Raw genomic sequence first — 20,991 nt, 5'->3', positions numbered from 1 at the left:
CACTGCTCATTATTAATTATTTGACTAACTTATATATGTTTACTTTTAGTATGAAAAGTGTGTAAAATCAATGTGAAACATAGAAAAAAGGGTGGGGAATTACGTGCAAATTAGCAGTGCGATTTTATGTTTCGTCTTATATGCGTATGTTATTATTGCGGCGGTTTATTTTGGGATAAGTTTTTATGCCTATCGTCTAGTAGATAATAATGAATATGACGAAACATACAAATGGGTGAAGAGATATTTATCACCTGTACTAGAAATTATGAATGGGTTTGTGCTCTTTTTATTTATTGGATTAATTGCTTTCTCAACGAGTTTAGTAGGGAATAAAACTACGTTATTTGTATTGGGTATCATTATTTTTATGTTGTTAGGAATAAGGATTGGTAATACGGTCTTTTGGAATGAAAGAAAAGTAGATGGTTGGACGGGAATGTTAATTCCGTGCATGTTAGCTGCAATCGTGACAAATATAGAGCATGAATATTATCAATTACATTTTTGGCTTATTATCGTTTTAACAATTCTTTCTGTTTTGTATATAAGCACAGTAGTACTAACATATATTGCACATGAAAAAGGAGATGTTAAAGGCACTCGTTTCTTTAGAGGACGGGCATTATTTTGGAGTGTGCCGACGATGGCAGTTATCGCGCTTATTGCAATATTAGTAAATGGATATCAATTTTCTAATTGGCAACTATTTTTAGAAAATTGGTGGATCTTTATCTTTTCGTTTATTGCTTTTTTAGGTGCAACGCATTATTTATTCCATCAACATCATTACATATGGGCGTTGTTATTTGCATTCACACAGCTTCTATTTGCCTTTTTTGGTCAAGAAACATTATTATTCGTTTTTGAAACATTTAGTTCTTTTGGAAATATATTTGTATTTGCTATGCTACTTGTTGGTATCGCTTTTTACTTGCAACAATATTTTTATATACAAAAACAAAAATAAGAGCTAATCATAGTTTTTGTGACGCATATAAAGTGTGTTACACTGAAAATAAATAGTACTTGAAGTTATTGGAGGAATTCTTGTGGGTGAGAAAGAAAAAGAATTTGCTGTCATTGGACTTGGTCGCTTTGGTGGAAGTATTTGCCGAGAACTAGCTCAATTAGGTATGGAAGTAATGGCAATCGATTCAGATGAGGATAAAATTAATGAATTTGCAAATATAGCTTCGCATGCTGTAATTGCAGATTCAACAGATGAGATGGTATTAAAAAGCCTTGGTATTCGAAATTTTGATCACGTAGTCGTTGCTATTGGAGATAATTTAAATTCAAGTATTTTAACGACTTTGATTTTGAAAGAGTTGGGTGTAAAAAATATTACTGTAAAAGCTCAAAATGATTATCATGAAAAAGTGTTAAGTAAAATAGGTGCAGATCATATTGTGCATCCAGAACGTGATATGGGAAAAAGGATTGCTAATAATATTGCATCAAGCAATGTGCTAGACTACCTTGAGCTTTCAGATGAGCATAGTATTGTAGAGATTATTGCGAATAAAAAAATTGATGGGCACTCTTTAATTGAATTAGATATTCGTGCGAAGTTTGGATTGAATATTGTAGCAATTAAACGAGGCAAAGAAGTTATCGTATCCCCTCGAGCTACGGAGAATATTCAAGCAGGAGATATATTAATTGTCATTGGTCATGACGATGAAGTGGATCGATTTAAACACTTTTTAAGATAAGAGAAAAGAAAAGGACAATGCCTTCATGGCATTGTCCTTTTTCTTATATTTCCATAATGATTGGTAAAATCATTGGACGACGTTTCGTTTTCTCATATAGGAATGGGGCTAATGTGTCTGTAATTTCATTTTTAATTTCAGACCATTGTGTTGTTTTACGCTCCATTACTTTTTCTAAATGAGTTGTAATTAATGTTTGTGCATCATTGATTAAATCGCTGCTTTCACGCATGTAAACGAAACCGCGTGAGATGATATCAGGTCCTGCTGCAACTTTAAATTCTTTCATATCAATGCTTACAACTACAATTACAAGTCCTTCTTCAGAAAGGATACGACGATCGCGTAATACGATATTGCCAATATCTCCAATACCGTTTCCATCAATGTAGACCGAACCAGATGGGATTTTTCCAGCTACGCTAGCTTCATCCGAACGTAAAGCAAGAACATCGCCATTATCCATAATGAAGCAATTTTCTTCAGGGATGCCACAATCATTTGCTATGTTCATGTGCATACGCTGCATACGATATTCACCATGAATTGGCATGAAGTACTTCGGTTTAATTAGACGTAACATTAACTTTTGTTCTTCTTGTCCACCGTGTCCACTTGTATGGATATTTGAAAGTTTCCCGTGAATTACATCAGCGCCAGCGCGGTACAACATGTTAATTGTACGACTTACGCTAATTGTATTTCCTGGAATTGGTGAAGAAGAGAAAACAACTGTATCTCCAGGAATAATTTGAATTTGGCGGTGTGTACCATTTGCAATACGTGAAAGTGCTGCCATCGGTTCACCTTGACTACCTGTACATAAAATAACAACTTTATTAGCTGGTAAGCGGTTTAGTTGAGATGCATCTATGAATGTATCTTTCGGGCAACGAATATAACCAAGGTTTTGTCCAATTTCAATCGCTGCTTCCATACTTCGACCAAACACAGCTACTTTACGGTTGTTTTCAACAGCAGCTTCAACAACTTGTTGTAAGCGGTGGATATTTGATGCAAAGGTTGCGAATATAATCCGTCCTTCTACTTTACGAAAAATGTCTTGAATGCTATCACCAACGCGACGCTCAGACATAGTAAAGTTTGGAACTTCACTGTTCGTACTATCAGATAATAGACATAGTACGCCATCTTTACCGATTTCAGCCATTTTTGTTAAATCAGCTGGTTCACCAACTGGTGTGAAGTCAAATTTGAAGTCACCTGTATGAACAACTTGACCTTGAGGTGTTTTCACAACAACGCCGTACGAATCTGGAATACTGTGAGTTGTACGGAAGAAGGATACAGACGTTTTTTTGAATTTAATAACGTCATCTTCTTGAATCTCGTAAAGTTTTGCTTTACGAAGTAAGCCGTGTTCTTCTAATTTGTTTTTGATGAGTGCAATTGCTAATTTTCCGCCGTAAATCGGAATGTTCACTTGACGTAATAGGTAAGGGATTCCGCCGATATGATCTTCGTGACCATGTGTAATGAATAACCCTTTAATTTTATCTTCGTTTCGCACAAAATAAGTGTAGTCTGGTATTACATAATCGATCCCGAGAAGTTCGTCCTCTGGAAATTTAATTCCAGCATCAATTATAATAATTTCATCTTGAAATTGAACAGCGTATGTATTTTTACCGATTTCACCAAGCCCACCGAGAGCAAATACAGCAACTTGGTCGTTTTTTAGAAATTTCATATCGCTATACGATTTCCGCTAATGTTAAATCAGCGTTTTCTTTTTCATATTCAAGATGAGCGCCAGTAACAGACTGAACAAACTCGATATTATATGCGAACTTATTTAACTTTGTACGAACATCCTTTTCAGACGTAGCCTCTAAATATAAAACTTTTGTATTTTCACGTACTGGAACCTCAGTTAATTTTTCTTGATAAAATACTTTAAAAATCATTTGGAAAACCTCTCCTTGTCTATGTTTTGCATTATCTGTTACTTATTATAAAGCAAACAGTCACGATTTTCATGTTTTTTCGAATGAGAATGAAGAAAAAGCCCGAAATGGGCACAATTTAAGCGATTGTCTTTTTACGGACTAGACCGTTTAAATAACGCTTGAGCTTTTTCTTCAGCTTCTTCAGCATGATTACTCCTTCCTTTCCTTATTTTAAACATGCCTATTACTAGTGAAAACTCTATCTCTGATATAAGAGATAGGACAAAAGTGAATGGTGAATCTTGTCCTTTCCCATACAGTGAAAGTTATTCTATAGTAACGATCAGTAGCCGTTAGTTATAGGTATAGTATGAGGAAGAATGGAAAAGAAAATTCATCCGAACAAGTATCTACATGTTTTACTAATATATATATGCAAAGTTTACAAATAAGGTCAGAAAGGGAACGCTTTCTTCACAGATGTTTAATATGTTATACTTTTTTTTAGAATTTGAAAAGTGATATTCAAAATAGGAATATAGAGTCCCAGAAAGGATTTTGACAAATGAATGATAAAATTGTCTTTTTTGATATTGATGGAACATTATTAGATCATGATAAAAAAATTCCGCAATCTACACGAGATGCAGTAAAACAGTTACAAGAAAAAGGTGTACATGTAGCAATTGCGACAGGGCGCGCGCCATTTATGTTCGAAGATATTCGCAGGGAACTTAATATACATAATTATGTTAGTTTTAATGGACAATATGTTGTCTTTGAAGATGAGGTAATATTTAATAATCCGTTACATCCAGATGCTTTACATAGGTTTACTCAGTTTGCAAAACAAGAAGGATATCCACTTGTATATCTTGACCATCAAGATATGAGAGCATCAGTGGAATATCATGATTATGTGAAAGAAGGCTTTGGAAGCTTAAACTTTGAGCATCCAGCATATGAGCCTAATTTTTATGAGGAACGTAATATTTATCAAACACTACTTTTTTGTGAAGTAAATGAAGAGGAAAAGTTTATTAATCATTATCCAGATTTTCATTTTATTCGTTGGCATGCATATTCAATGGATATCATTCCGAATGGTGGTTCTAAGGCAAAAGGAATTGAGAAATACATTGAAAAGTTAGGTTTTAATCGTGATCAAGTGTATGCATTTGGAGATGGCTTAAATGATTTAGAAATGATCGAAGCCGTTGGCACAGGTATTGTGATGGGAAATGGCCATGAAGACTTGAAAAAACTTGCAAATCATGTGACAAAGGATGTTAATGAAGACGGTATATATCATGGACTAAAGTGGGCTGGATTGCTATAAGTGAATATGGAACCCATTTCATAATAAAAAGGCGGAAGATTAACTTCCGCCTTTTTATTATTATCGCTCTAGAGGTTTGGAATCATCAGGAGCGGCAAAAGGATTTTCTTTATTGATATGGTCATAGAACATAACGCCATTTAAATGATCAATCTCGTGTTGGAATACGATTGCTGGTAAACCTTTTAAACGCAATTTTACTTCTTCTCCGTTAATAGAAGTTGCTTTTACTGTAATTCTTGTATAACGAGGAACATAACCAGGTACTTCGCGGTCTACAGACAGACAGCCTTCACCACCCTGTAAATATGTACGTTCAACAGAATGGCTAATGATTTTTGGATTGAATAATGCATGGCTATATAATGTACCATCCGCATCGGTTACATGAACTGCAATCATTTTTTTTGAAACACCGATTTGCGGAGCCGCTAATCCGATTCCAGGGCGTAAACTATATTTTTCAGCCATTTCAGGATCTTGGCTATTTATTACGAATTCAATCATTTCTTTTAAGGTAGTTGTATCTTCTTCGCTTGCCGGTAATGACACCTCTTCTGCAACGTTGCGCAAAATAGGATCTCCTTCGCGAATAACATCTTTCATTGTAAGCATATGTAATCTCTCCTTTCCTCTTTAGTCTACCAAAGGAGATGGAAAAAGTCATCGGCAAGAAAGGGAAGGCATTTTGGAAATTGTTCTATTATAGAGTAGTTATGTATGTGATAAAAAGAAAAAGACGGCAAAGCCGTCTTTTTCTTTCCATAGTTGTTTCGTTTTACATTAGCGAATGCAAGCAGCACCAACGATAATTAAAAGAATAAACAACACAACGATTAAGGCGAAGCCGCGTCCAGACCCGCCACAAGAACCGCCATAACCGTAGGAAGGATATGAACAAGTTGGATAGCAATATGAGTATCCGTACATGAGATGACCTCCTTTATCATTTCCCGCTAATACTGCGGTTACTATAATGTATGGAAGAGAGGGTAGAAATGTATAGGTATTTACCTAAAAAAGGAAGAGTAGTTTGTATATTTTTGTTACGAAGAGAGAAAAACTAAAGAGAATTAAATCGTTTACATATTATTCTAAGAGAAAAAATAAGTGAAAAAGGGAATAATATAACAGTAGGTCAATGCTTACTAATACAGATGTAAAAAATAAAAACACGTTTGTGTAGTAGAAACCTGCATATTATTTATAAAAAAACGTATTCAAAGTAATTGACATCGTAATTAGAATAGTTGTAAACTAAAAAACGTGATCAAGATTGTATTAATATGTTTCTGAAAAAACATTAGTACAGATTGTTAGGTACACAAAATTATTCTCAACCGACATACAAACATGTTGGTTTACATCGTTGCGCTTTTTAAACTGGAAAATAGCCAGTGAAAGCGTTTCAGAATATGGTTCAAGAGAGGAAGAGGTGAACGGAATGGGTACTAAAACAAAAAAGACCCTATTTAATGTTGATGAGCAAATGAAAGCTATCGCAGCTCAATTTGAAACATTACAAATTTTAAATGAAAACGGTGAAGTTGTGAATGAAGCAGCTATGCCTGAATTATCTGATGATCAATTAAAAGAATTAATGCGTCGTATGGTGTATACTCGCGTATTAGATCAACGTTCTATTTCTTTAAACCGTCAAGGACGTTTAGGTTTCTACGCACCTACAGCTGGACAAGAAGCTTCTCAATTAGCAAGTCATTTCGCACTTGAAGCAGAAGACTTCATCTTACCAGGATACCGTGATGTACCACAATTAGTATGGCACGGATTACCATTATACCAAGCATTCTTATTCTCTCGTGGACACTTCATGGGTAACCAAATGCCTGAGAATGTAAATGCATTAGCTCCACAGATTATTATCGGTGCGCAAATCATCCAAACTGCTGGTGTTGCGTTAGGTATGAAACTACGTGGTAAAAAATCTGTTGCAATTACTTACACTGGTGACGGTGGTGCTTCACAAGGTGACTTCTACGAGGGTATGAACTTTGCAGGTGCATTCAAAGCTCCAGCAATCTTCGTTGTTCAAAACAACCGTTATGCAATCTCTACTCCAGTAGAAAAGCAATCTGCAGCTAAAACTGTAGCACAAAAAGCAGTAGCAGCAGGTATTTACGGAATTCAAGTAGACGGTATGGATCCATTAGCTGTATACGCAGCAACTGCTTTTGCTCGTGAGCGCGCAGTAAATGGCGAAGGCCCTACTTTAATCGAGACTTTAACATTCCGTTACGGTCCACATACAATGGCTGGTGATGACCCAACTCGTTACCGTACAAAAGATATCGAAAACGAATGGGAACAAAAAGACCCAATCGTACGCTTCCGTAAGTTCTTAGAAGCTAAAGGCCTATGGTCTCAAGAAGTTGAAGAGACAGTAATCGAAGAAGCAAAAGAAGATATCAAACAAGCAATTGCTAAGGCTGACCAAGCTCCAAAACAAAAAGTAACTGATTTAATGGAAATCATGTACGAAAAAATGCCTTACAACTTAGCTGAACAATATGAAATCTACAAAGAAAAGGAGTCGAAGTAAGCCATGGCTCAAATGACAATGATTCAAGCAATCACTGATGCTTTACGCGTTGAAATGAAAAATGACCCTAACGTACTTGTATTTGGTGAAGACGTTGGTGTAAACGGCGGTGTATTCCGTGCTACTGAAGGTTTACAAGCTGAATTTGGTGAAGATCGTGTAATGGATACTCCACTTGCAGAGTCTGGTATTGGTGGACTTGCAGTTGGTCTTGCACTTGAAGGATTCCGTCCAGTTCCAGAAATCCAATTCTTCGGTTTCGTTTATGAAGTAATGGATTCAATTTCTGGTCAATTAGCTCGTATGCGTTACCGTTCTGGTGGACGTTGGACTGCTCCAGTAACAGTTCGTTCTCCATTCGGTGGTGGTGTTCATACTCCTGAACTACATGCTGATAGCTTAGAAGGATTAGTGGCTCAACAACCTGGTCTAAAAGTTGTTATTCCATCTACTCCATACGATGCTAAAGGTCTTTTAATCTCTGCGATTCGTGACAACGATCCAGTTATCTACTTAGAGCATATGAAATTGTACCGTTCATTCCGTCAAGAGGTACCAGAAGGTGATTACACAATTGATTTAGGTAAAGCTGATATCAAACGTGAAGGTACAGATGTATCTGTTATCGCTTACGGTGCTATGGTTCACGCTGCATTAAAAGCTGCTGAAGAACTTGAAAAAGAAGGTATCTCTTTAGAGGTTGTTGACTTACGTACAGTTCAACCATTAGATATCGAAACAATCATCGCTTCTGTTGAAAAAACAGGTCGCGTAGTTGTAGTTCAAGAAGCTCAAAAACAAGCTGGTATTGCAGCTAACGTTGTAGCGGAAATTAACGACCGTGCAATCTTAAACTTAGAAGCTCCAGTTGTACGTGTTGCAGCTGCTGATACAGTATTCCCATTCTCTCAAGCAGAGAGCGTATGGTTACCAAACCACAAAGATATTGTTGAAGCTGTAAACAAAGTAATGAACTTCTAATTTTTAGCTTTTCATGTGCAAAAGAAATCAGCACATGCTGGTTTCTTTTGTACATATTCCATAATAATGAAATGAATCAGGGGGCTGAATTCCGTGGCATTTGAATTTAAACTACCAGATATCGGTGAAGGTATCCACGAAGGTGAAATCGTAAAATGGTTTATTAAACCAGGCGATGAAGTAAACGAAGACGATGTACTTCTTGAAGTACAAAATGATAAAGCAGTAGTAGAAATCCCTTCTCCTGTTAAAGGTAAAGTACTTGAAGTACTTGTAGAAGAAGGAACAGTTGCAATCGTAGGAGATACATTAATTAAATTTGATGCTCCTGGATACGAAAACCTTAAATTTAAAGGTGACGATCATGATGAAGCTCCAAAAGCTGAAGAAGCAGCAGTAGAAGCTCCAGCAGCGGAAGCTACTCCAGCAGCAACTGCAGAAGTAGTAAATGAGCGCGTAATTGCTATGCCATCTGTTCGTAAATACGCTCGTGAAAAAGGTGTAGACATTCATAAAGTAGCTGGTACTGGTAAGAATGGCCGTATCGTAAAAGCTGACATCGATGCATTTGCAAATGGTGGACAAACTGTAGCAGCAACTGAGGCTCCAGCAGCAGTAGAAGCTACTCCAGCAGCAGCGAAAGAAGAAGCACCAAAAGCACAACCAATCCCAGCTGGTGAATATCCAGAAACTCGTGAGAAAATGAGTGGTATCCGTAAAGCGATTGCGAAAGCAATGGTTAACTCTAAACACACAGCTCCTCACGTAACATTAATGGACGAAGTAGATGTAACAGAACTTGTTGCTCACCGTAAGAAGTTCAAAGCAGTAGCAGCTGACAAAGGTATTAAATTAACTTACCTTCCGTACGTTGTTAAAGCTTTAACATCTGCATTACGTGAATACCCAATGTTAAACACTTCTTTAGACGATGCATCTCAAGAAGTAGTTCATAAACATTACTTCAACATCGGTATCGCAGCTGATACAGACAAAGGTCTATTAGTACCAGTTGTTAAAGATACAGATCGTAAGTCTATCTTCACAATCTCTAACGAGATCAATGATCTTGCTGGTAAAGCACGTGAAGGTCGTCTAGCTCCAGCTGAAATGAAAGGTGCTTCTTGCACAATTACAAACATTGGTTCTGCAGGTGGACAATGGTTCACTCCAGTTATCAACCACCCAGAAGTAGCAATCCTTGGTATCGGCCGTATCGCTGAAAAACCAGTTGTGAAAAACGGTGAGATCGTTGCAGCTCCAGTATTAGCATTATCTCTAAGCTTTGACCATCGTTTAATTGACGGTGCAACTGCTCAAAAAGCGTTAAACCAAATTAAACGTCTATTGAATGACCCACAATTATTAGTAATGGAGGCGTAATAACAATGGTAGTAGGAGATTTCCCAATTGAATTAGATACAGTCGTTGTTGGTGCAGGTCCTGGTGGATACGTTGCGGCAATTCGTGCAGCACAATTAGGTCAAAAGGTAGCAATCATTGAAAAAGCTAACCTTGGTGGCGTATGCTTAAACGTTGGATGTATTCCTTCAAAAGCGTTAATCAATGCAGGTCATCGTTATGAGAATGCAATGCATTCTGATGACATGGGTATTACTGCAGAAAACGTAAAAGTTGACTTTACAAAAGTTCAAGAATGGAAAAACGGCGTAGTTAAGAAATTAACTGGCGGTGTTGAAGGCCTTCTTAAAGGTAACAAAGTTGAAATCATTCGCGGTGAAGCTTACTTCGTAGATGCTAATACATTACGCGTTATGACTGAAGATGCAGCTCAAACTTATACGTTTAAAAATGCTGTTCTTGCAACTGGTTCTACACCAATCGAAATTCCAGGATTCAAATACTCTAAACGTGTTATCAACTCTACAGGTGCTTTAAGCTTACCTGAAATTCCTAAAAAACTTGTTGTAATCGGCGGCGGTTACATCGGTATGGAATTAGGTACTGCATATGCTAACTTCGGTACAGAAGTTACTGTAGTAGAAGCTGGCGACGAAATCTTAGCTGGTTTCGAAAAAGCTATGAGCTCTGTTGTTAAACGTGCTCTACAGAAAAAAGGTAACGTAAATATCCATACAAAAGCTATGGCTAAAGGCGTTGAAGAAACAGAAACTGGCGTAAAAGTTAGCTTTGAAGTTAAAGGTGAAATCCAAACTGTAGAAGCAGATTACGTATTAGTAACTGTAGGTCGTCGTCCAAACACTCAAGAAATCGGTCTTGAGCAAGTTGGAGTTAAAATGACTGACCGCGGCATCATCGAAATCGATGAGCAATGTCGTACAAATGTACCAAACATCTATGCAATCGGTGATATCGTTCCTGGACCACCATTAGCTCACAAAGCTTCTTACGAAGGTAAAGTAGCTGTAGAAGCAATTAGTGGCCATGCATCAGCTATCGATTACATCGGAATTCCTGCAGTATGCTTCACTGATCCAGAACTAGCATCTGTTGGTTACACTAAAAAACAAGCTGAAGAAGCTGGAATGACTGTAACTGTATCTAAGTTCCCATTCGCTGCTAACGGTCGTGCATTATCATTAAACAGCACTGACGGTTTCCTACAACTTGTAACACGTAAAGAAGATGGTCTTCTTGTAGGTGCTCAAGTTGCAGGTGCAGGTGCTTCTGATATTATTTCTGAGATTGGTTTAGCTATCGAAGCTGGAATGACAGCTGAAGATATCGCTCAAACAATCCATGCTCACCCAACATTAGGTGAAATCACAATGGAAGCAGCTGAAGTTGCTCTTGGAATGCCAATTCACATTGTAAAATAATTTAAGTAATGTAAATAGCCCTTCTCTTATTGTAAGAGAGGGGCTATTTTTATTTTCATCAAATGACTTGCAAGGTCTTTAAACGTACTTGTCGAATGAATATATAATACTTTAACAAATGATTCAGGCTTAACTTACTTCGAAGGTAATATATATCATCCTATAATATGTAATTGATTCAAACTTACCCCCATATATTAATAAAATAGAGCATGTCAAAGGAGAAGGTTCCATGAAAATATTACATGTTATATTTTATCATTTACTACTATGGAGTGGCTTTTCCACTGTATTAACATTATCGAATGGTGATAAGTTTCATTATAAAGTTATTCTTTTTTTCGTATTTCTATATTTAGCCTATGTAATAGCATATTTTGTATTGCACGTAAGAAAGCAAGCTTTATTTCTTACATGTTCGAATTGTATATTATTTTTAATCATATTATCTATTTTTTAAATTAGCGTTTATAAAAATACATTGTTCTTCCATTAAATAATTGTAACTCTCCTTCTAATTTCTTCGCTAAAAAACGGCAAAATTCATTTGCTTTCCCTTTGTCACCAAATGTTGCATTAGGTGGTAAAGAAACTTGGATGAAAGGTTGTTCATTTTCTATACCAACACCAATATAAATTGAGTCATACCGGTCGTGAGTGGATTGAAGTTTTAATGTTGTTGTAGATGTATCTAAAATTTCATAAGGAAAAGCGGTATTTGTATACGTGTAATTAATTTGGGCACCAGTTTTAGAAGTAACTGTTTTATAATAATGAAAAAGTTGTTTTATATCATCTATTGAAACTGATTGTTGGTTGGATTTCGGTACAAGCGTAATAAAGGCGTGTTGCATATAAGTTCCCCCTAGCTTAGTAGAATACTATCATTCTACATCCTACTGAATTTTTTGACAATTAAAAGGAGTATTACATGTTTTGTTTAATATACTATTAATGAAACGTGATGTAGAAAGGTGGAAACCAATGTTTGAAAAATTGTATGATGAGCATGAAAGTGTGAAGGTACGATTTTTAGGGTTTATGACACATGATACACGTTATGATTTTGGTGTTATTTATACAAATATGTTTTTTGGAAAGCTGCTCATTGTTTGTATGCAAACAGGAAGGTCTACTTTACTCGGACGAGATGATGTAGAGAATGTTCAATATATACAGGAGATTTTTAAATTAGGATCAGAAGAGGAAGCAAAGGAGTTAGCTCAGTTTTTCAAATTTCTAGTTCCGTCAACTTCTTTACATGCGGAATATGAAGAATAATTAATGTGAAACAGTCGTACTTATAAATATGGCTGTTTTTTTATTTTAATATCGCATACTAATTTAAATTAAAAATATTTAATGTGTTATACTAAAAACCTATTGACGTAAAAAGTATAACATATTAAAATGAAGACAGAAAGTTAAGCGGTTACAAAAAGTTTTTGGGATTATAAACTTAGGGGGAAATGAAAAATGGGAACAATCGTATGTCAAGATTGTGAAGGTACAATTGCACACTTCGAAGATGAGAAAGTAACGGTACTTTACGGGAAATGTGGATCTTGCGGATGTGATCACACAGAGCATACAAAAGCCCAATAATTGATAGGAAATGGACAGCTAAAAGTTTTTAGGACCATAAACTTAGGGGGAAATGAAAATGGGAACAATCGTATGCCAAGTATGTGAAGGAACAATCGGACATTTTGAAGATGAGAAAACGACGGTACTTTACGGAAAATGTGGAACAAATTGTGACTGTGCTAGAAAAGATAATGCGAAAGCTTAATGATAAATAAATAGATTACTATTAAAACTCAGGGGGAAATGAAAATGGGAACAATCGTATGCCAAGTATGTGAAGGAACAATTGGACATTTTGAAGATGAAAAATCAACAGTACTATACGGGAAATGTGGATCTCATTGCGAATGTGACCATAAAGAACATACAAAAGCTTAATAATAAGAAAAAGCGCCTACATGTGTAGGCGCTTTTTTAATAAATTGTAGTTGTATGACCAACTGTTGCAACGATTGCATCATCTCTAATTGGAATAAAGCTTATGGATGTATGTGGTGTACTAGAAGAAGCATATTGGCTCATTATACGGCTATCGATACGGGTAATAGTATCAGTCAAGAAAGCTGAAATAAAAGCGTAAGGGACTCTTCGTTCATTTAATGAATAAATAATTTCTTCTTTTGTTTTTACACCCACGCCATGTCCGTAAAAAAAGAAATTTCCTAAATAGATTGTGTTTTCTCCTTGCCACTCAATCGTAGCTGGATTCACTTGTGGGTTTTTAAAGTAAACGAGGTCACCTGGAACAAGATCGCCACCGTTTTTTGTTATGAGCCTTAGATCTTGATCGTAGTCCCATGTATAAAGTAAAAGATTTGCAAATAGACGATTGAAAGTTTCTTCCTCATACAATGATAGTAAAGCTTTATAAAAAATAATGATCATAGCGGTTGCGCATTCAGTTCCATATAGTTTTCCATTTTTAAAAATATCTTGTATGGCAATAGAAGATGGTATGTTTGGAAGAAGCTCGAATCCTCCAAGGGATGTTCTTTTCCAATACTGGGGGTTGCAAAAGGATTGTTGAAATGTGCGAAACTGAAATCCACTTTGAAAAAGCTCTAGTGCAGAGATAATAATATTAACTCGTAAATTGAGATCAAAGCTGAGTTCATCAGCTGTTCGGAAGGAATAAACTTCTTGATTTCCTGCCATTATTGATAAAATTTGTTGTTTCTCTGCTGCAAATGGCTCATATTCATTTGTAATATAAGGATGTACAATAGAACGGCCTATTACAATCATAATAGTATCCCCACCTATACGTTACATTCTTAAGTATCGTATGAAGAAAAGGAAAAAAGGTGAAAAAAAAGCCTATCAACTGATAGGCTTGTACTCTTTAATAACACGTAATGTTTGTAATGTCATATCTTCAGGACCTTGTACAGGTAAACCTGCTTCTAAGTTTTTCCGAATATACTCTAAGTTTTCTTGTGTAATAATTTCCCCCGGAGTAAAGATTGGAATCCCTGGCGGATAAACCATAACAAAATCAGCTATAATACGACCCGCTGCATTTTCAAATGGGATGACTTCTGTTTCCGAATAAAAAGCATCTCGAGGAGAAAGTGCTAGCACTGGAATTTCTGGAATCTCTACTTGTACTTGAACACCTTTATCTGCCCTATTTCTAAATGTTGCTGCTAAATCGTGTAAAGCTGCAATAAGTGTATTTGTATCACTTTCTGTATCTCCCAAAGTGATAAGACATAGTATGTTGTATAGATCTGAGAGTTCTACTTCAATGTTATATTGCTCTCTAAGCCATACTTCAGCTTGGTGGCCGGTAATACCTAAATCTTTTACAGATACAATTATCTTTGTAGGATCATAGTTAAAGGTAGCATCTGTACCTAACATTTCTTTTCCAGGACAGTAAAGATGCTCAATAGAATTTATAGCATCACGAACATGCTCAGCTAATTGTATTGTTTGTTCTATGAGTGTTGTTCCTTCTGTAGCAAGACGTTTTCTCGCAACATCAAGGGATGCTAACAAGATGTAAGAAGTTGATGTAGTTGTAAGCATGCTAATAATAGATTGGACATGCTTTACATTCACTAAGCCTTCTTTCACATTAAGAATAGAACTTTGAGTTAAAGAGCCTCCTAATTTGTGAACACTTGTTGCTGCCATATCCGCACCAGCTTGCATCGCTGACATAGGTAATTCATCGTGAAAATGAATATGAACACCATGAGCCTCGTCGACTAGTACAGGGATGTCATAAGAATGTGCTAATTGTACAATCTGTTCTAAGTCTGCAGCAAACCCAAAGTACGTTGGGTTAATAACAAGTAAGCCCTTTGCATCTGAGTGCTCTTCAAGTGCTTTTTTGACAGATTGAATTGTGATTCCATGAGAAATACCGAGCTTCGGATCGATTTCAGGATGCATGAAAATCGGTTTTGCACCTGAGAAAATAATAGCTGACATTACTGATTTATGCACGTTTCGTGGTACTAGGATTTTGTCACCAGGACCGCAAACGCTCATCACCATTGTCATAATAGCGCCACTTGTACCTTGAATAGAAAAGAAAGTATGATCTGCACCGAATGCAGCGGCTGCTAAATCCTGTGCTTCTTTAATCATACCTTTTGGATGATGTAAATCATCGAGTGGCGCAATATTAATTAAATCAATTGCTAATGCATTATGCCCAATAAATTCGCGAAATGTAGGATCCATGCCCTGTCCTTTTTTATGACCAGGAATATGGAATTGAATTGGATTTCGCTTACTGTGCTCAACTAAAGCGGTAAACAATGGTGTTTCGTATTGGGACAATCTATACACCCCTTCTTCTTCATAATATTTAGTGTAATTTGTTTTATATAATCCTGCTCTAAAAAAGTGTAGCCTTTTTTAGAATAAGGCTTGTTTTTCTGCCATTCAAAAAATCGTTTTTGAGATGGTAGCTTCACTTTATTTTCTATAAAACAAAAGCATTATATCACCAATAATTATAGATGTATAGAAAAAAATGTTTTTAAGGTGAGTATGTTTAATAGTTAGCCTCAACTAATGAATAGAGGAAGACAATTCCATTAAAATGAATAAATAGTGTATAATGCAGAGTGGCTATAATGAAGAATAAAATATTCTCTTTAAGATAGCATAATGAAACAAGAAGAAATGATAAATGAGGTGCGAAATGGAATATCAATATCCGTTAGATTATGATTGGTCAAATGAGGAAATGGTTACAATTGTTAAGTTTTATGAAGCGATTGAGAAAGCTTATGAAAAAGGGATTATAAGAGAAGAGTTAATGGGTTTATATCGTCGTTTTAAAGAGATTGTTCCATCGAAAGCAGAAGAAAAGAAAATTGATAAAGAATTTCAAGAAGTAAGTGGATACTCTATATATCGTGCTATTCAAAGAGCAAAAGAAGTCGAAGAACAAAAGCTCGTAAAAATGTAAAAAATATTTTGAAAAATAAAAACTGAAGTGATATAATGTGATAACAACTAAAAACGGACAATATAAATTGTCCGTTTTCTACTATCGATTACACAGTGCATATAAAGGAAGGAGTGATTGCATCGTAGATTCAATCTTAGCAAGGAATTGTTCGTTGGTCATTGCTGAAAACTCCTCTGGTGATATATGAATACCAACTAATAATTCTGCTTTTTTTACAGTAGCTAATCGTTCAATCATCTTTTGTAAGTCTTCGGTTTCAAGTGTTTTATGTAATTTCACACTTGGTTTAGTATGGTCAATGGACCAAACGAAGTCATTTGGAATATTTGTTTTTAAATCATTTAAATGTTCTAAGAAGGCATGAGCCGTCTCAACTTTTTGTGGACACTCATAGATTAAACCAAAGTATATGAAGGCATGAGTACCCCATAAGCCGATTTGGAAATGCGGTAGCATTTTATATCCTCGTTTATTTGTTGAAAAAGCAACCCAAGTATCGTTTGGTGGATTGACTTTGCGGCGTGCGTGTTTTGCAACATGATAAAAAAAGTTCTCATCAGTTTGTTTGGATAAGTATTCTGCAAATTGTTCCCCTAAAGCTTCTAGCTTAGGATGAATGTTCGTTTTAATTGCACTCATTCGTTCTTCGAGACCATCAACTGTAAAGACATCAAAATCAGTTGACTTGAATGTTTGTATTGTCATGATTGTTCCTCCAACTCCTATTTTGCTTTTATTTTAGCATAGCTTGTACTATTCATAAAAAAAACAGCACAAAAAAATTTAAATAAAAAAATATAATTTTGTTGCATAGATGATTTATCCAACATAGTATAGTATAAAACAAAAAATCAGAAAATTGAATTAATTCTAGTCCGAGGGCAGACGAATATTGGGAGGAGGCAAATAATATGAGACAGGTGATTAATGCGTTAAAGAGAACAGATGCTGAAAAGAGAATACCGGTGCTACGTTTGGAGCTAGATTATGAATTAGCAACTTTATATGATGCGATGATGGAAGATGACAAACAGAAAAAAGAAGAGTGTGTACAAAAGTTAGAAGTGTTAAGACTTGAAATGATTCGTTTAGAAGCGTAATAATAGTATATGTATAAAAAATTAGTTGGTGCGAACCTTATAAAGGGTTCGTTTTTTCTGTGAACAGTATAGATCGGAGTGTTTAAACATGCAAGAAGTATGGAAAGACATTGATGCACACGCCAAACGGTGGATTCGGGATGCAGGAGAGCATTTAATGGCATCAATGAAAAAAGCACTTATTATAGAAACAAAATCAAATGCAGCTGACTTAGTTACAAATATGGACCGAGAGATAGAACAGTTTTTAATTGGGAAAATTAAAGAAACATTCCCGAATCATAATATTTTAGGAGAAGAGGGTTATGGAGACGAGATAACGTCTTCTGACGGGGTTGTTTGGTTAATTGATCCAATTGACGGCACGATGAACTTTGTTCATCAAAAAAGAAATTTTGCGATTTCAATTGGGATTTATGAGAACGGTATCGGAAAGATTGGACTTATATATGATCCAGTGCATGATGAACTATATCATGCAGTCAAGGGATCTGGAGCTTTTTGTAATGATATATCAATTCCTCCACTGAAAAAAGGAACTGTAGAGCAAGGTATTGTAGCTTTAAATGCGATATGGCTTACAGATAATCCATTGCTTAATATGGAAAGTATGATGGCACTTGTTAAGAAAGCAAGAGGCACAAGATCATATGGCTGTGCAGCGTTAGAGATGGTATACGTTGCAACAGGAAGAATAGATGCATATGTAACGCCGAGATTATCACCATGGGATTTTGGCGGAGGAAAGATAATTGTAGAAGAAGTTGGAGGTAAGGTGACGACATTCTCTGGAGCGCCACTTTCTATCATAGAGAAGAGCAGTGTGTTAGTTGCAAAACCAGGAGTGTATGAAGAAGTGTTATCGTTTATATGAGAGCAACAAAAAAAGTAAGAGGCTGTGTATAAGCTTCTTACTTTTTAGCGTTATTGTGATTTGCGCATTTTTCTTTTTGTTACAAAACCGTATCCAACTGTAACAAATGTGCCGATAATGCAAATAATAATACCGATTGGACTATTTTCAGCAATCATAATGCCGATACCGATTAAGAAAATAACACCGATAATTGCAGTTAATAAAAAGCGATATTGAATGTGTTCCATTTCTTCACCCTCCAATCTCATTTTACTTTCACAAAAGTAAGAATACAACTATATTTTCATTCTTGCTTTTATTTTAATTGCTATTGTATCCCCTTCGCTCTTATAATAGAGAAGGATTAAAAAGACATTAGGAGTTGGACATGTTGAAAAAACGACAAGATTTACGTAATATAGCAATTATTGCCCACGTTGACCATGGTAAAACAACACTTGTTGACCAGTTATTACGTCAAGCGGGGACTTTCCGTGCGAACGAACACGTTGAAGAACGCGCAATGGATTCAAATGATCTAGAAAGAGAACGCGGTATTACAATTTTAGCGAAAAATACAGCGATTCACTATGAAGATAAAAGAATTAACATTTTAGATACACCTGGTCACGCTGACTTCGGTGGAGAAGTAGAACGTATCATGAAAATGGTTGATGGTGTTTTACTTGTTGTTGATGCATATGAAGGTTGTATGCCACAAACACGATTTGTTTTAAAGAAAGCTCTTGAGCAAAACTTAACTCCAATCGTAGTTGTAAACAAAATTGACCGTGACTTCGCTCGTCCAGATGAAGTAGTTGATGAAGTAATCGACTTATTCATTGAGCTTGGTGCAAACGAAGATCAATTAGAGTTCCCAGTTGTATTTGCATCAGCAATGAACGGAACAGCAAGCTTAGATTCAAACCCAGCAAATCAAGAAGAGAATATGAAATCATTATTCGATACAATTATCGAACATATTCCAGCACCAATTGATAACAGCGAAGAGCCACTTCAATTCCAAGTAGCACTTCTTGATTACAACGACTACGTTGGACGTATTGGAGTTGGTCGCGTATTCCGCGGTACAATGAAGGTTGGACAACAAGTTGCTTTAATGAAAGTAGACGGAAGCGTGAAGCAATTCCGCGTAACGAAATTATTCGGTTACATGGGATTAAAACGTCAAGAAATTGAAGAAGCAAAAGCAGGGGACTTAGTAGCCGTTTCTGGTATGGAAGACATTAACGTAGGTGAAACAGTATGTCCAGTTGAACATCAAGATGCGTTACCATTATTACGTATTGATGAGCCAACACTACAAATGACGTTCCTTGTAAATAACAGCCCATTTGCAGGTCGTGAAGGTAAATACATTACATCTCGTAAAATTGAAGAGCGTCTTCGTTCACAATTAGAAACAGATGTAAGTTTACGTGTAGATAATACAGATTCTCCTGATGCGTGGATCGTATCTGGACGTGGGGAACTACATTTATCTATCTTAATTGAAAACATGCGTCGTGAAGGTTATGAATTACAAGTATCTAAGCCAGAAGTAATCATTAAAGAAGTTGATGGCGTAAGATGTGAGCCTGTAGAGCGTGTACAAATCGATGTACCTGAAGAATACACTGGTTCTATTATGGAATCTATGGGTGCACGTAAAGGTGAAATGTTAGATATGGTGAATAACGGAAACGGTCAAGTTCGCCTTACTTTCATGGTTCCAGCACGTGGTTTAATTGGTTACACAACAGAATTCTTAACATTAACTCGTGGTTACGGTATTTTAAACCATACATTCGATTGCTACCAACCAGTACACGCTGGACAAGTTGGTGGACGTCGTCAAGGTGTTCTAGTTTCACTTGAAACAGGAAAAGCATCACAATACGGTATTATGCAAGTTGAAGACCGTGGTGTAATCTTCGTTGAACCAGGTACAGAAGTATATGCTGGTATGATTGTAGGAGAACACACTCGTGAGAACGACTTAACAGTTAACGTTGTGAAAATGAAACAACAAACTAACATTCGTTCTGCGACGAAAGATCAAACTTCAACAATGAAGAAACCACGCCTAATGACTTTAGAAGAATCATTAGAGTACTTAAACGATGACGAGTTCTGTGAAGTAACTCCAGAATCAATTCGTCTACGTAAAAAGATTCTTGATAAGAGTGAGCGCGAAAGAGCTGCTAAGAAAAAGAAATCTGTCGAAGCGTAAAAATAAAAAAACAACGCCCTTTATAAAGGGTGTTGTTTTTTTATTTTGTTTATTTTTTAGAATATTTACTCATTTTTGTGGACAGTATTTTTTTTGCGAGTTACTCTTGTATTAAGTGTATAAAGAAAATTGCATTTTACTGCTAGGGGGGGAAGAGTGTGTTAGAAAGGATGTCTTTTTTTGCAAAATTGTGTAAGGTAGATGAAAATCCAGAGTTAGGAATGTGGTTACTTTATGGGACGATTATTATATTAAGTGCTCTCGTTTATAATTTAGGGTTTGCTAGAAAGTTGTCTGTACTAAAAAATATTGTGATATACATATCATTAGCAATTGGATGCACAGTATTAACCTTTTTTGCTGTGTTTTTACCTGTTGGAGAAGGACTTGTTGTAGCGGCAATTGTACTTGGAATTTATAGATTGCGTTTGCGTCAAGCGAAACAACAAAAAGCAGGATAAGGAAGGGGAGTT

General features: G+C 36.0%; 26 protein-coding genes. 17 read left to right on the top strand and 9 right to left on the bottom strand.

Translation table 11 applies throughout. From position 1 onward, the window contains the following. Window positions 1-103: 103 nt before the first annotated feature. Both DN407_RS19660 and DN407_RS19655 read left to right on the top strand, forming a co-directional pair. The gene (locus tag DN407_RS19660) at window positions 104-970 is read left to right on the top strand and encodes a cytochrome c oxidase assembly protein (protein WP_001167321.1); all 867 of its coding nucleotides are present in this window, start codon (window positions 104-106) and stop codon (window positions 968-970) included. A gap of 82 nt (window positions 971-1,052) precedes the next feature. Further along, window positions 1,053-1,718, top strand: a complete 666-nt coding sequence (locus tag DN407_RS19655) for a potassium channel family protein (protein WP_000504032.1) — start codon at window positions 1,053-1,055, stop codon at window positions 1,716-1,718. 43 nt (window positions 1,719-1,761) lie between these two features. Here the strand turns inward: DN407_RS19655 and rnjA are convergent, their stop codons facing one another. Further along, window positions 1,762-3,429, bottom strand: a complete 1,668-nt coding sequence (rnjA, locus tag DN407_RS19650; RefSeq protein ID WP_000670377.1) for a ribonuclease J1 — start codon at window positions 3,427-3,429, stop codon at window positions 1,762-1,764. Window positions 3,430-3,433: 4 nt separating this feature from the next. After that, window positions 3,434-3,646, bottom strand: a complete 213-nt coding sequence (locus DN407_RS19645; protein WP_000576435.1) for a DNA-dependent RNA polymerase subunit epsilon — start codon at window positions 3,644-3,646, stop codon at window positions 3,434-3,436. 547 nt (window positions 3,647-4,193) lie between these two features. On the opposite strand from DN407_RS19645, the gene DN407_RS19635 reads away from it, so the two are divergent. Further along, window positions 4,194-4,967, top strand: a complete 774-nt coding sequence (locus DN407_RS19635) for a Cof-type HAD-IIB family hydrolase (protein ID WP_000998279.1) — start codon at window positions 4,194-4,196, stop codon at window positions 4,965-4,967. Between the two features lie 60 nt (window positions 4,968-5,027). Here the strand turns inward: DN407_RS19635 and def are convergent, their stop codons facing one another. Then, window positions 5,028-5,582 carry a peptide deformylase gene (def, locus tag DN407_RS19630; RefSeq protein ID WP_000957048.1) on the bottom strand — a complete coding sequence of 185 codons (555 nt, stop codon included), beginning with the start codon at window positions 5,580-5,582 and terminating at the stop codon, window positions 5,028-5,030. Window positions 5,583-5,750: 168 nt separating this feature from the next. Then, window positions 5,751-5,897 carry a YjcZ family sporulation protein gene (locus DN407_RS19625; RefSeq protein ID WP_000274562.1) on the bottom strand — a complete coding sequence of 49 codons (147 nt, stop codon included), beginning with the start codon at window positions 5,895-5,897 and terminating at the stop codon, window positions 5,751-5,753. A 514-nt stretch (window positions 5,898-6,411) separates the two neighbouring features. Here DN407_RS19625 and pdhA point away from each other — a divergent pair. From pdhA to DN407_RS19600, 5 genes are all read left to right on the top strand, one after another. Then, the gene (pdhA, locus tag DN407_RS19620) at window positions 6,412-7,527 is read left to right on the top strand and encodes a pyruvate dehydrogenase E1 component subunit alpha (RefSeq protein WP_000536895.1); all 1,116 of its coding nucleotides are present in this window, start codon (window positions 6,412-6,414) and stop codon (window positions 7,525-7,527) included. A 3-nt stretch (window positions 7,528-7,530) separates the two neighbouring features. Then, a complete protein-coding gene (pdhB, locus tag DN407_RS19615; RefSeq protein ID WP_000068168.1) occupies window positions 7,531-8,508 on the top strand; it encodes a pyruvate dehydrogenase complex E1 component subunit beta in 978 nt (325 codons plus the stop codon). Between the two features lie 93 nt (window positions 8,509-8,601). Continuing rightward, a complete protein-coding gene (pdhC, locus tag DN407_RS19610) occupies window positions 8,602-9,891 on the top strand; it encodes a pyruvate dehydrogenase complex dihydrolipoyllysine-residue acetyltransferase (protein WP_000863419.1) in 1,290 nt (429 codons plus the stop codon). Window positions 9,892-9,896: 5 nt separating this feature from the next. Beyond that, on the top strand, window positions 9,897-11,309 hold the full coding sequence (gene lpdA, locus DN407_RS19605) for a dihydrolipoyl dehydrogenase (protein ID WP_000260104.1): 1,413 nt from the start codon (window positions 9,897-9,899) through the stop codon (window positions 11,307-11,309). A 232-nt stretch (window positions 11,310-11,541) separates the two neighbouring features. After that, window positions 11,542-11,769, top strand: coding sequence for a hypothetical protein (locus DN407_RS19600; RefSeq protein WP_000697469.1), 228 nt, complete (start codon window positions 11,542-11,544; stop codon window positions 11,767-11,769). Between the two features lies 1 nt (window position 11,770). Here DN407_RS19600 and DN407_RS19595 read toward each other — a convergent pair whose 3' ends face one another. Further along, the gene (locus tag DN407_RS19595; protein ID WP_149216602.1) at window positions 11,771-12,163 is read right to left on the bottom strand and encodes a DUF1885 family protein; all 393 of its coding nucleotides are present in this window, start codon (window positions 12,161-12,163) and stop codon (window positions 11,771-11,773) included. A gap of 130 nt (window positions 12,164-12,293) precedes the next feature. On the opposite strand from DN407_RS19595, the gene DN407_RS19590 reads away from it, so the two are divergent. From DN407_RS19590 to DN407_RS19575, 4 genes are all read left to right on the top strand, one after another. After that, on the top strand, window positions 12,294-12,590 hold the full coding sequence (locus DN407_RS19590; RefSeq protein WP_097796391.1) for a DUF3055 domain-containing protein: 297 nt from the start codon (window positions 12,294-12,296) through the stop codon (window positions 12,588-12,590). Window positions 12,591-12,785: 195 nt separating this feature from the next. Continuing rightward, window positions 12,786-12,914 carry a GapA-binding peptide SR1P gene (locus DN407_RS19585; RefSeq protein WP_000536778.1) on the top strand — a complete coding sequence of 43 codons (129 nt, stop codon included), beginning with the start codon at window positions 12,786-12,788 and terminating at the stop codon, window positions 12,912-12,914. Window positions 12,915-12,972: 58 nt separating this feature from the next. Next, window positions 12,973-13,101 (top strand): GapA-binding peptide SR1P, encoded by a 129-nt coding sequence (locus DN407_RS19580; protein ID WP_000536803.1) that lies wholly within the window; start codon window positions 12,973-12,975, stop codon window positions 13,099-13,101. 44 nt (window positions 13,102-13,145) lie between these two features. Continuing rightward, window positions 13,146-13,274, top strand: a complete 129-nt coding sequence (locus tag DN407_RS19575) for a GapA-binding peptide SR1P (protein WP_000536796.1) — start codon at window positions 13,146-13,148, stop codon at window positions 13,272-13,274. Between the two features lie 36 nt (window positions 13,275-13,310). Here the strand turns inward: DN407_RS19575 and DN407_RS19570 are convergent, their stop codons facing one another. Both DN407_RS19570 and speA read right to left on the bottom strand, forming a co-directional pair. Beyond that, window positions 13,311-14,141, bottom strand: a complete 831-nt coding sequence (locus DN407_RS19570) for a protein-glutamine gamma-glutamyltransferase (RefSeq protein WP_000635340.1) — start codon at window positions 14,139-14,141, stop codon at window positions 13,311-13,313. Window positions 14,142-14,216: 75 nt separating this feature from the next. After that, the gene (speA, locus tag DN407_RS19565; protein ID WP_134995710.1) at window positions 14,217-15,689 is read right to left on the bottom strand and encodes an arginine decarboxylase; all 1,473 of its coding nucleotides are present in this window, start codon (window positions 15,687-15,689) and stop codon (window positions 14,217-14,219) included. A 367-nt stretch (window positions 15,690-16,056) separates the two neighbouring features. On the opposite strand from speA, the gene DN407_RS19560 reads away from it, so the two are divergent. Next, complete coding sequence (locus tag DN407_RS19560; RefSeq protein ID WP_000456552.1) at window positions 16,057-16,326, top strand: UPF0223 family protein; 270 nt, start codon at window positions 16,057-16,059, stop codon at window positions 16,324-16,326. Window positions 16,327-16,407: 81 nt separating this feature from the next. On the opposite strand, the gene DN407_RS19555 is transcribed toward DN407_RS19560, so the two are convergent. Further along, window positions 16,408-17,034, bottom strand: coding sequence for a YktB family protein (locus tag DN407_RS19555; RefSeq protein ID WP_000155317.1), 627 nt, complete (start codon window positions 17,032-17,034; stop codon window positions 16,408-16,410). 206 nt (window positions 17,035-17,240) lie between these two features. Between DN407_RS19555 and DN407_RS19550 the strand changes: the two genes are divergently transcribed. Continuing rightward, complete coding sequence (locus DN407_RS19550; protein WP_001250164.1) at window positions 17,241-17,429, top strand: hypothetical protein; 189 nt, start codon at window positions 17,241-17,243, stop codon at window positions 17,427-17,429. Window positions 17,430-17,517: 88 nt separating this feature from the next. Beyond that, window positions 17,518-18,303 (top strand): inositol monophosphatase family protein, encoded by a 786-nt coding sequence (locus DN407_RS19545; protein WP_001158702.1) that lies wholly within the window; start codon window positions 17,518-17,520, stop codon window positions 18,301-18,303. A 50-nt stretch (window positions 18,304-18,353) separates the two neighbouring features. On the opposite strand, the gene DN407_RS19540 is transcribed toward DN407_RS19545, so the two are convergent. Next, a complete protein-coding gene (locus tag DN407_RS19540) occupies window positions 18,354-18,533 on the bottom strand; it encodes a DUF5325 family protein (protein WP_000400127.1) in 180 nt (59 codons plus the stop codon). Between the two features lie 140 nt (window positions 18,534-18,673). Here DN407_RS19540 and typA point away from each other — a divergent pair, with 140 nt between their 5' ends. After that, complete coding sequence (gene typA, locus DN407_RS19535; protein ID WP_000914762.1) at window positions 18,674-20,518, top strand: translational GTPase TypA; 1,845 nt, start codon at window positions 18,674-18,676, stop codon at window positions 20,516-20,518. Between the two features lie 158 nt (window positions 20,519-20,676). Then, entirely contained in the window at window positions 20,677-20,979 is a 303-nt protein-coding gene (locus tag DN407_RS19530) for a YlaH-like family protein (RefSeq protein WP_000893662.1), read from the top strand. The last annotated feature ends 12 nt before the right edge of the window (window positions 20,980-20,991 follow it).

The organism is Bacillus sp. JAS24-2 (assembly GCF_008274905.1).
GTDB lineage: Bacteria > Bacillota > Bacilli > Bacillales > Bacillaceae_G > Bacillus_A > Bacillus_A cereus.
Note: the sequence above shows the minus strand (reverse complement) of the source record. Positions and strands in the feature narration are given on the sequence as shown.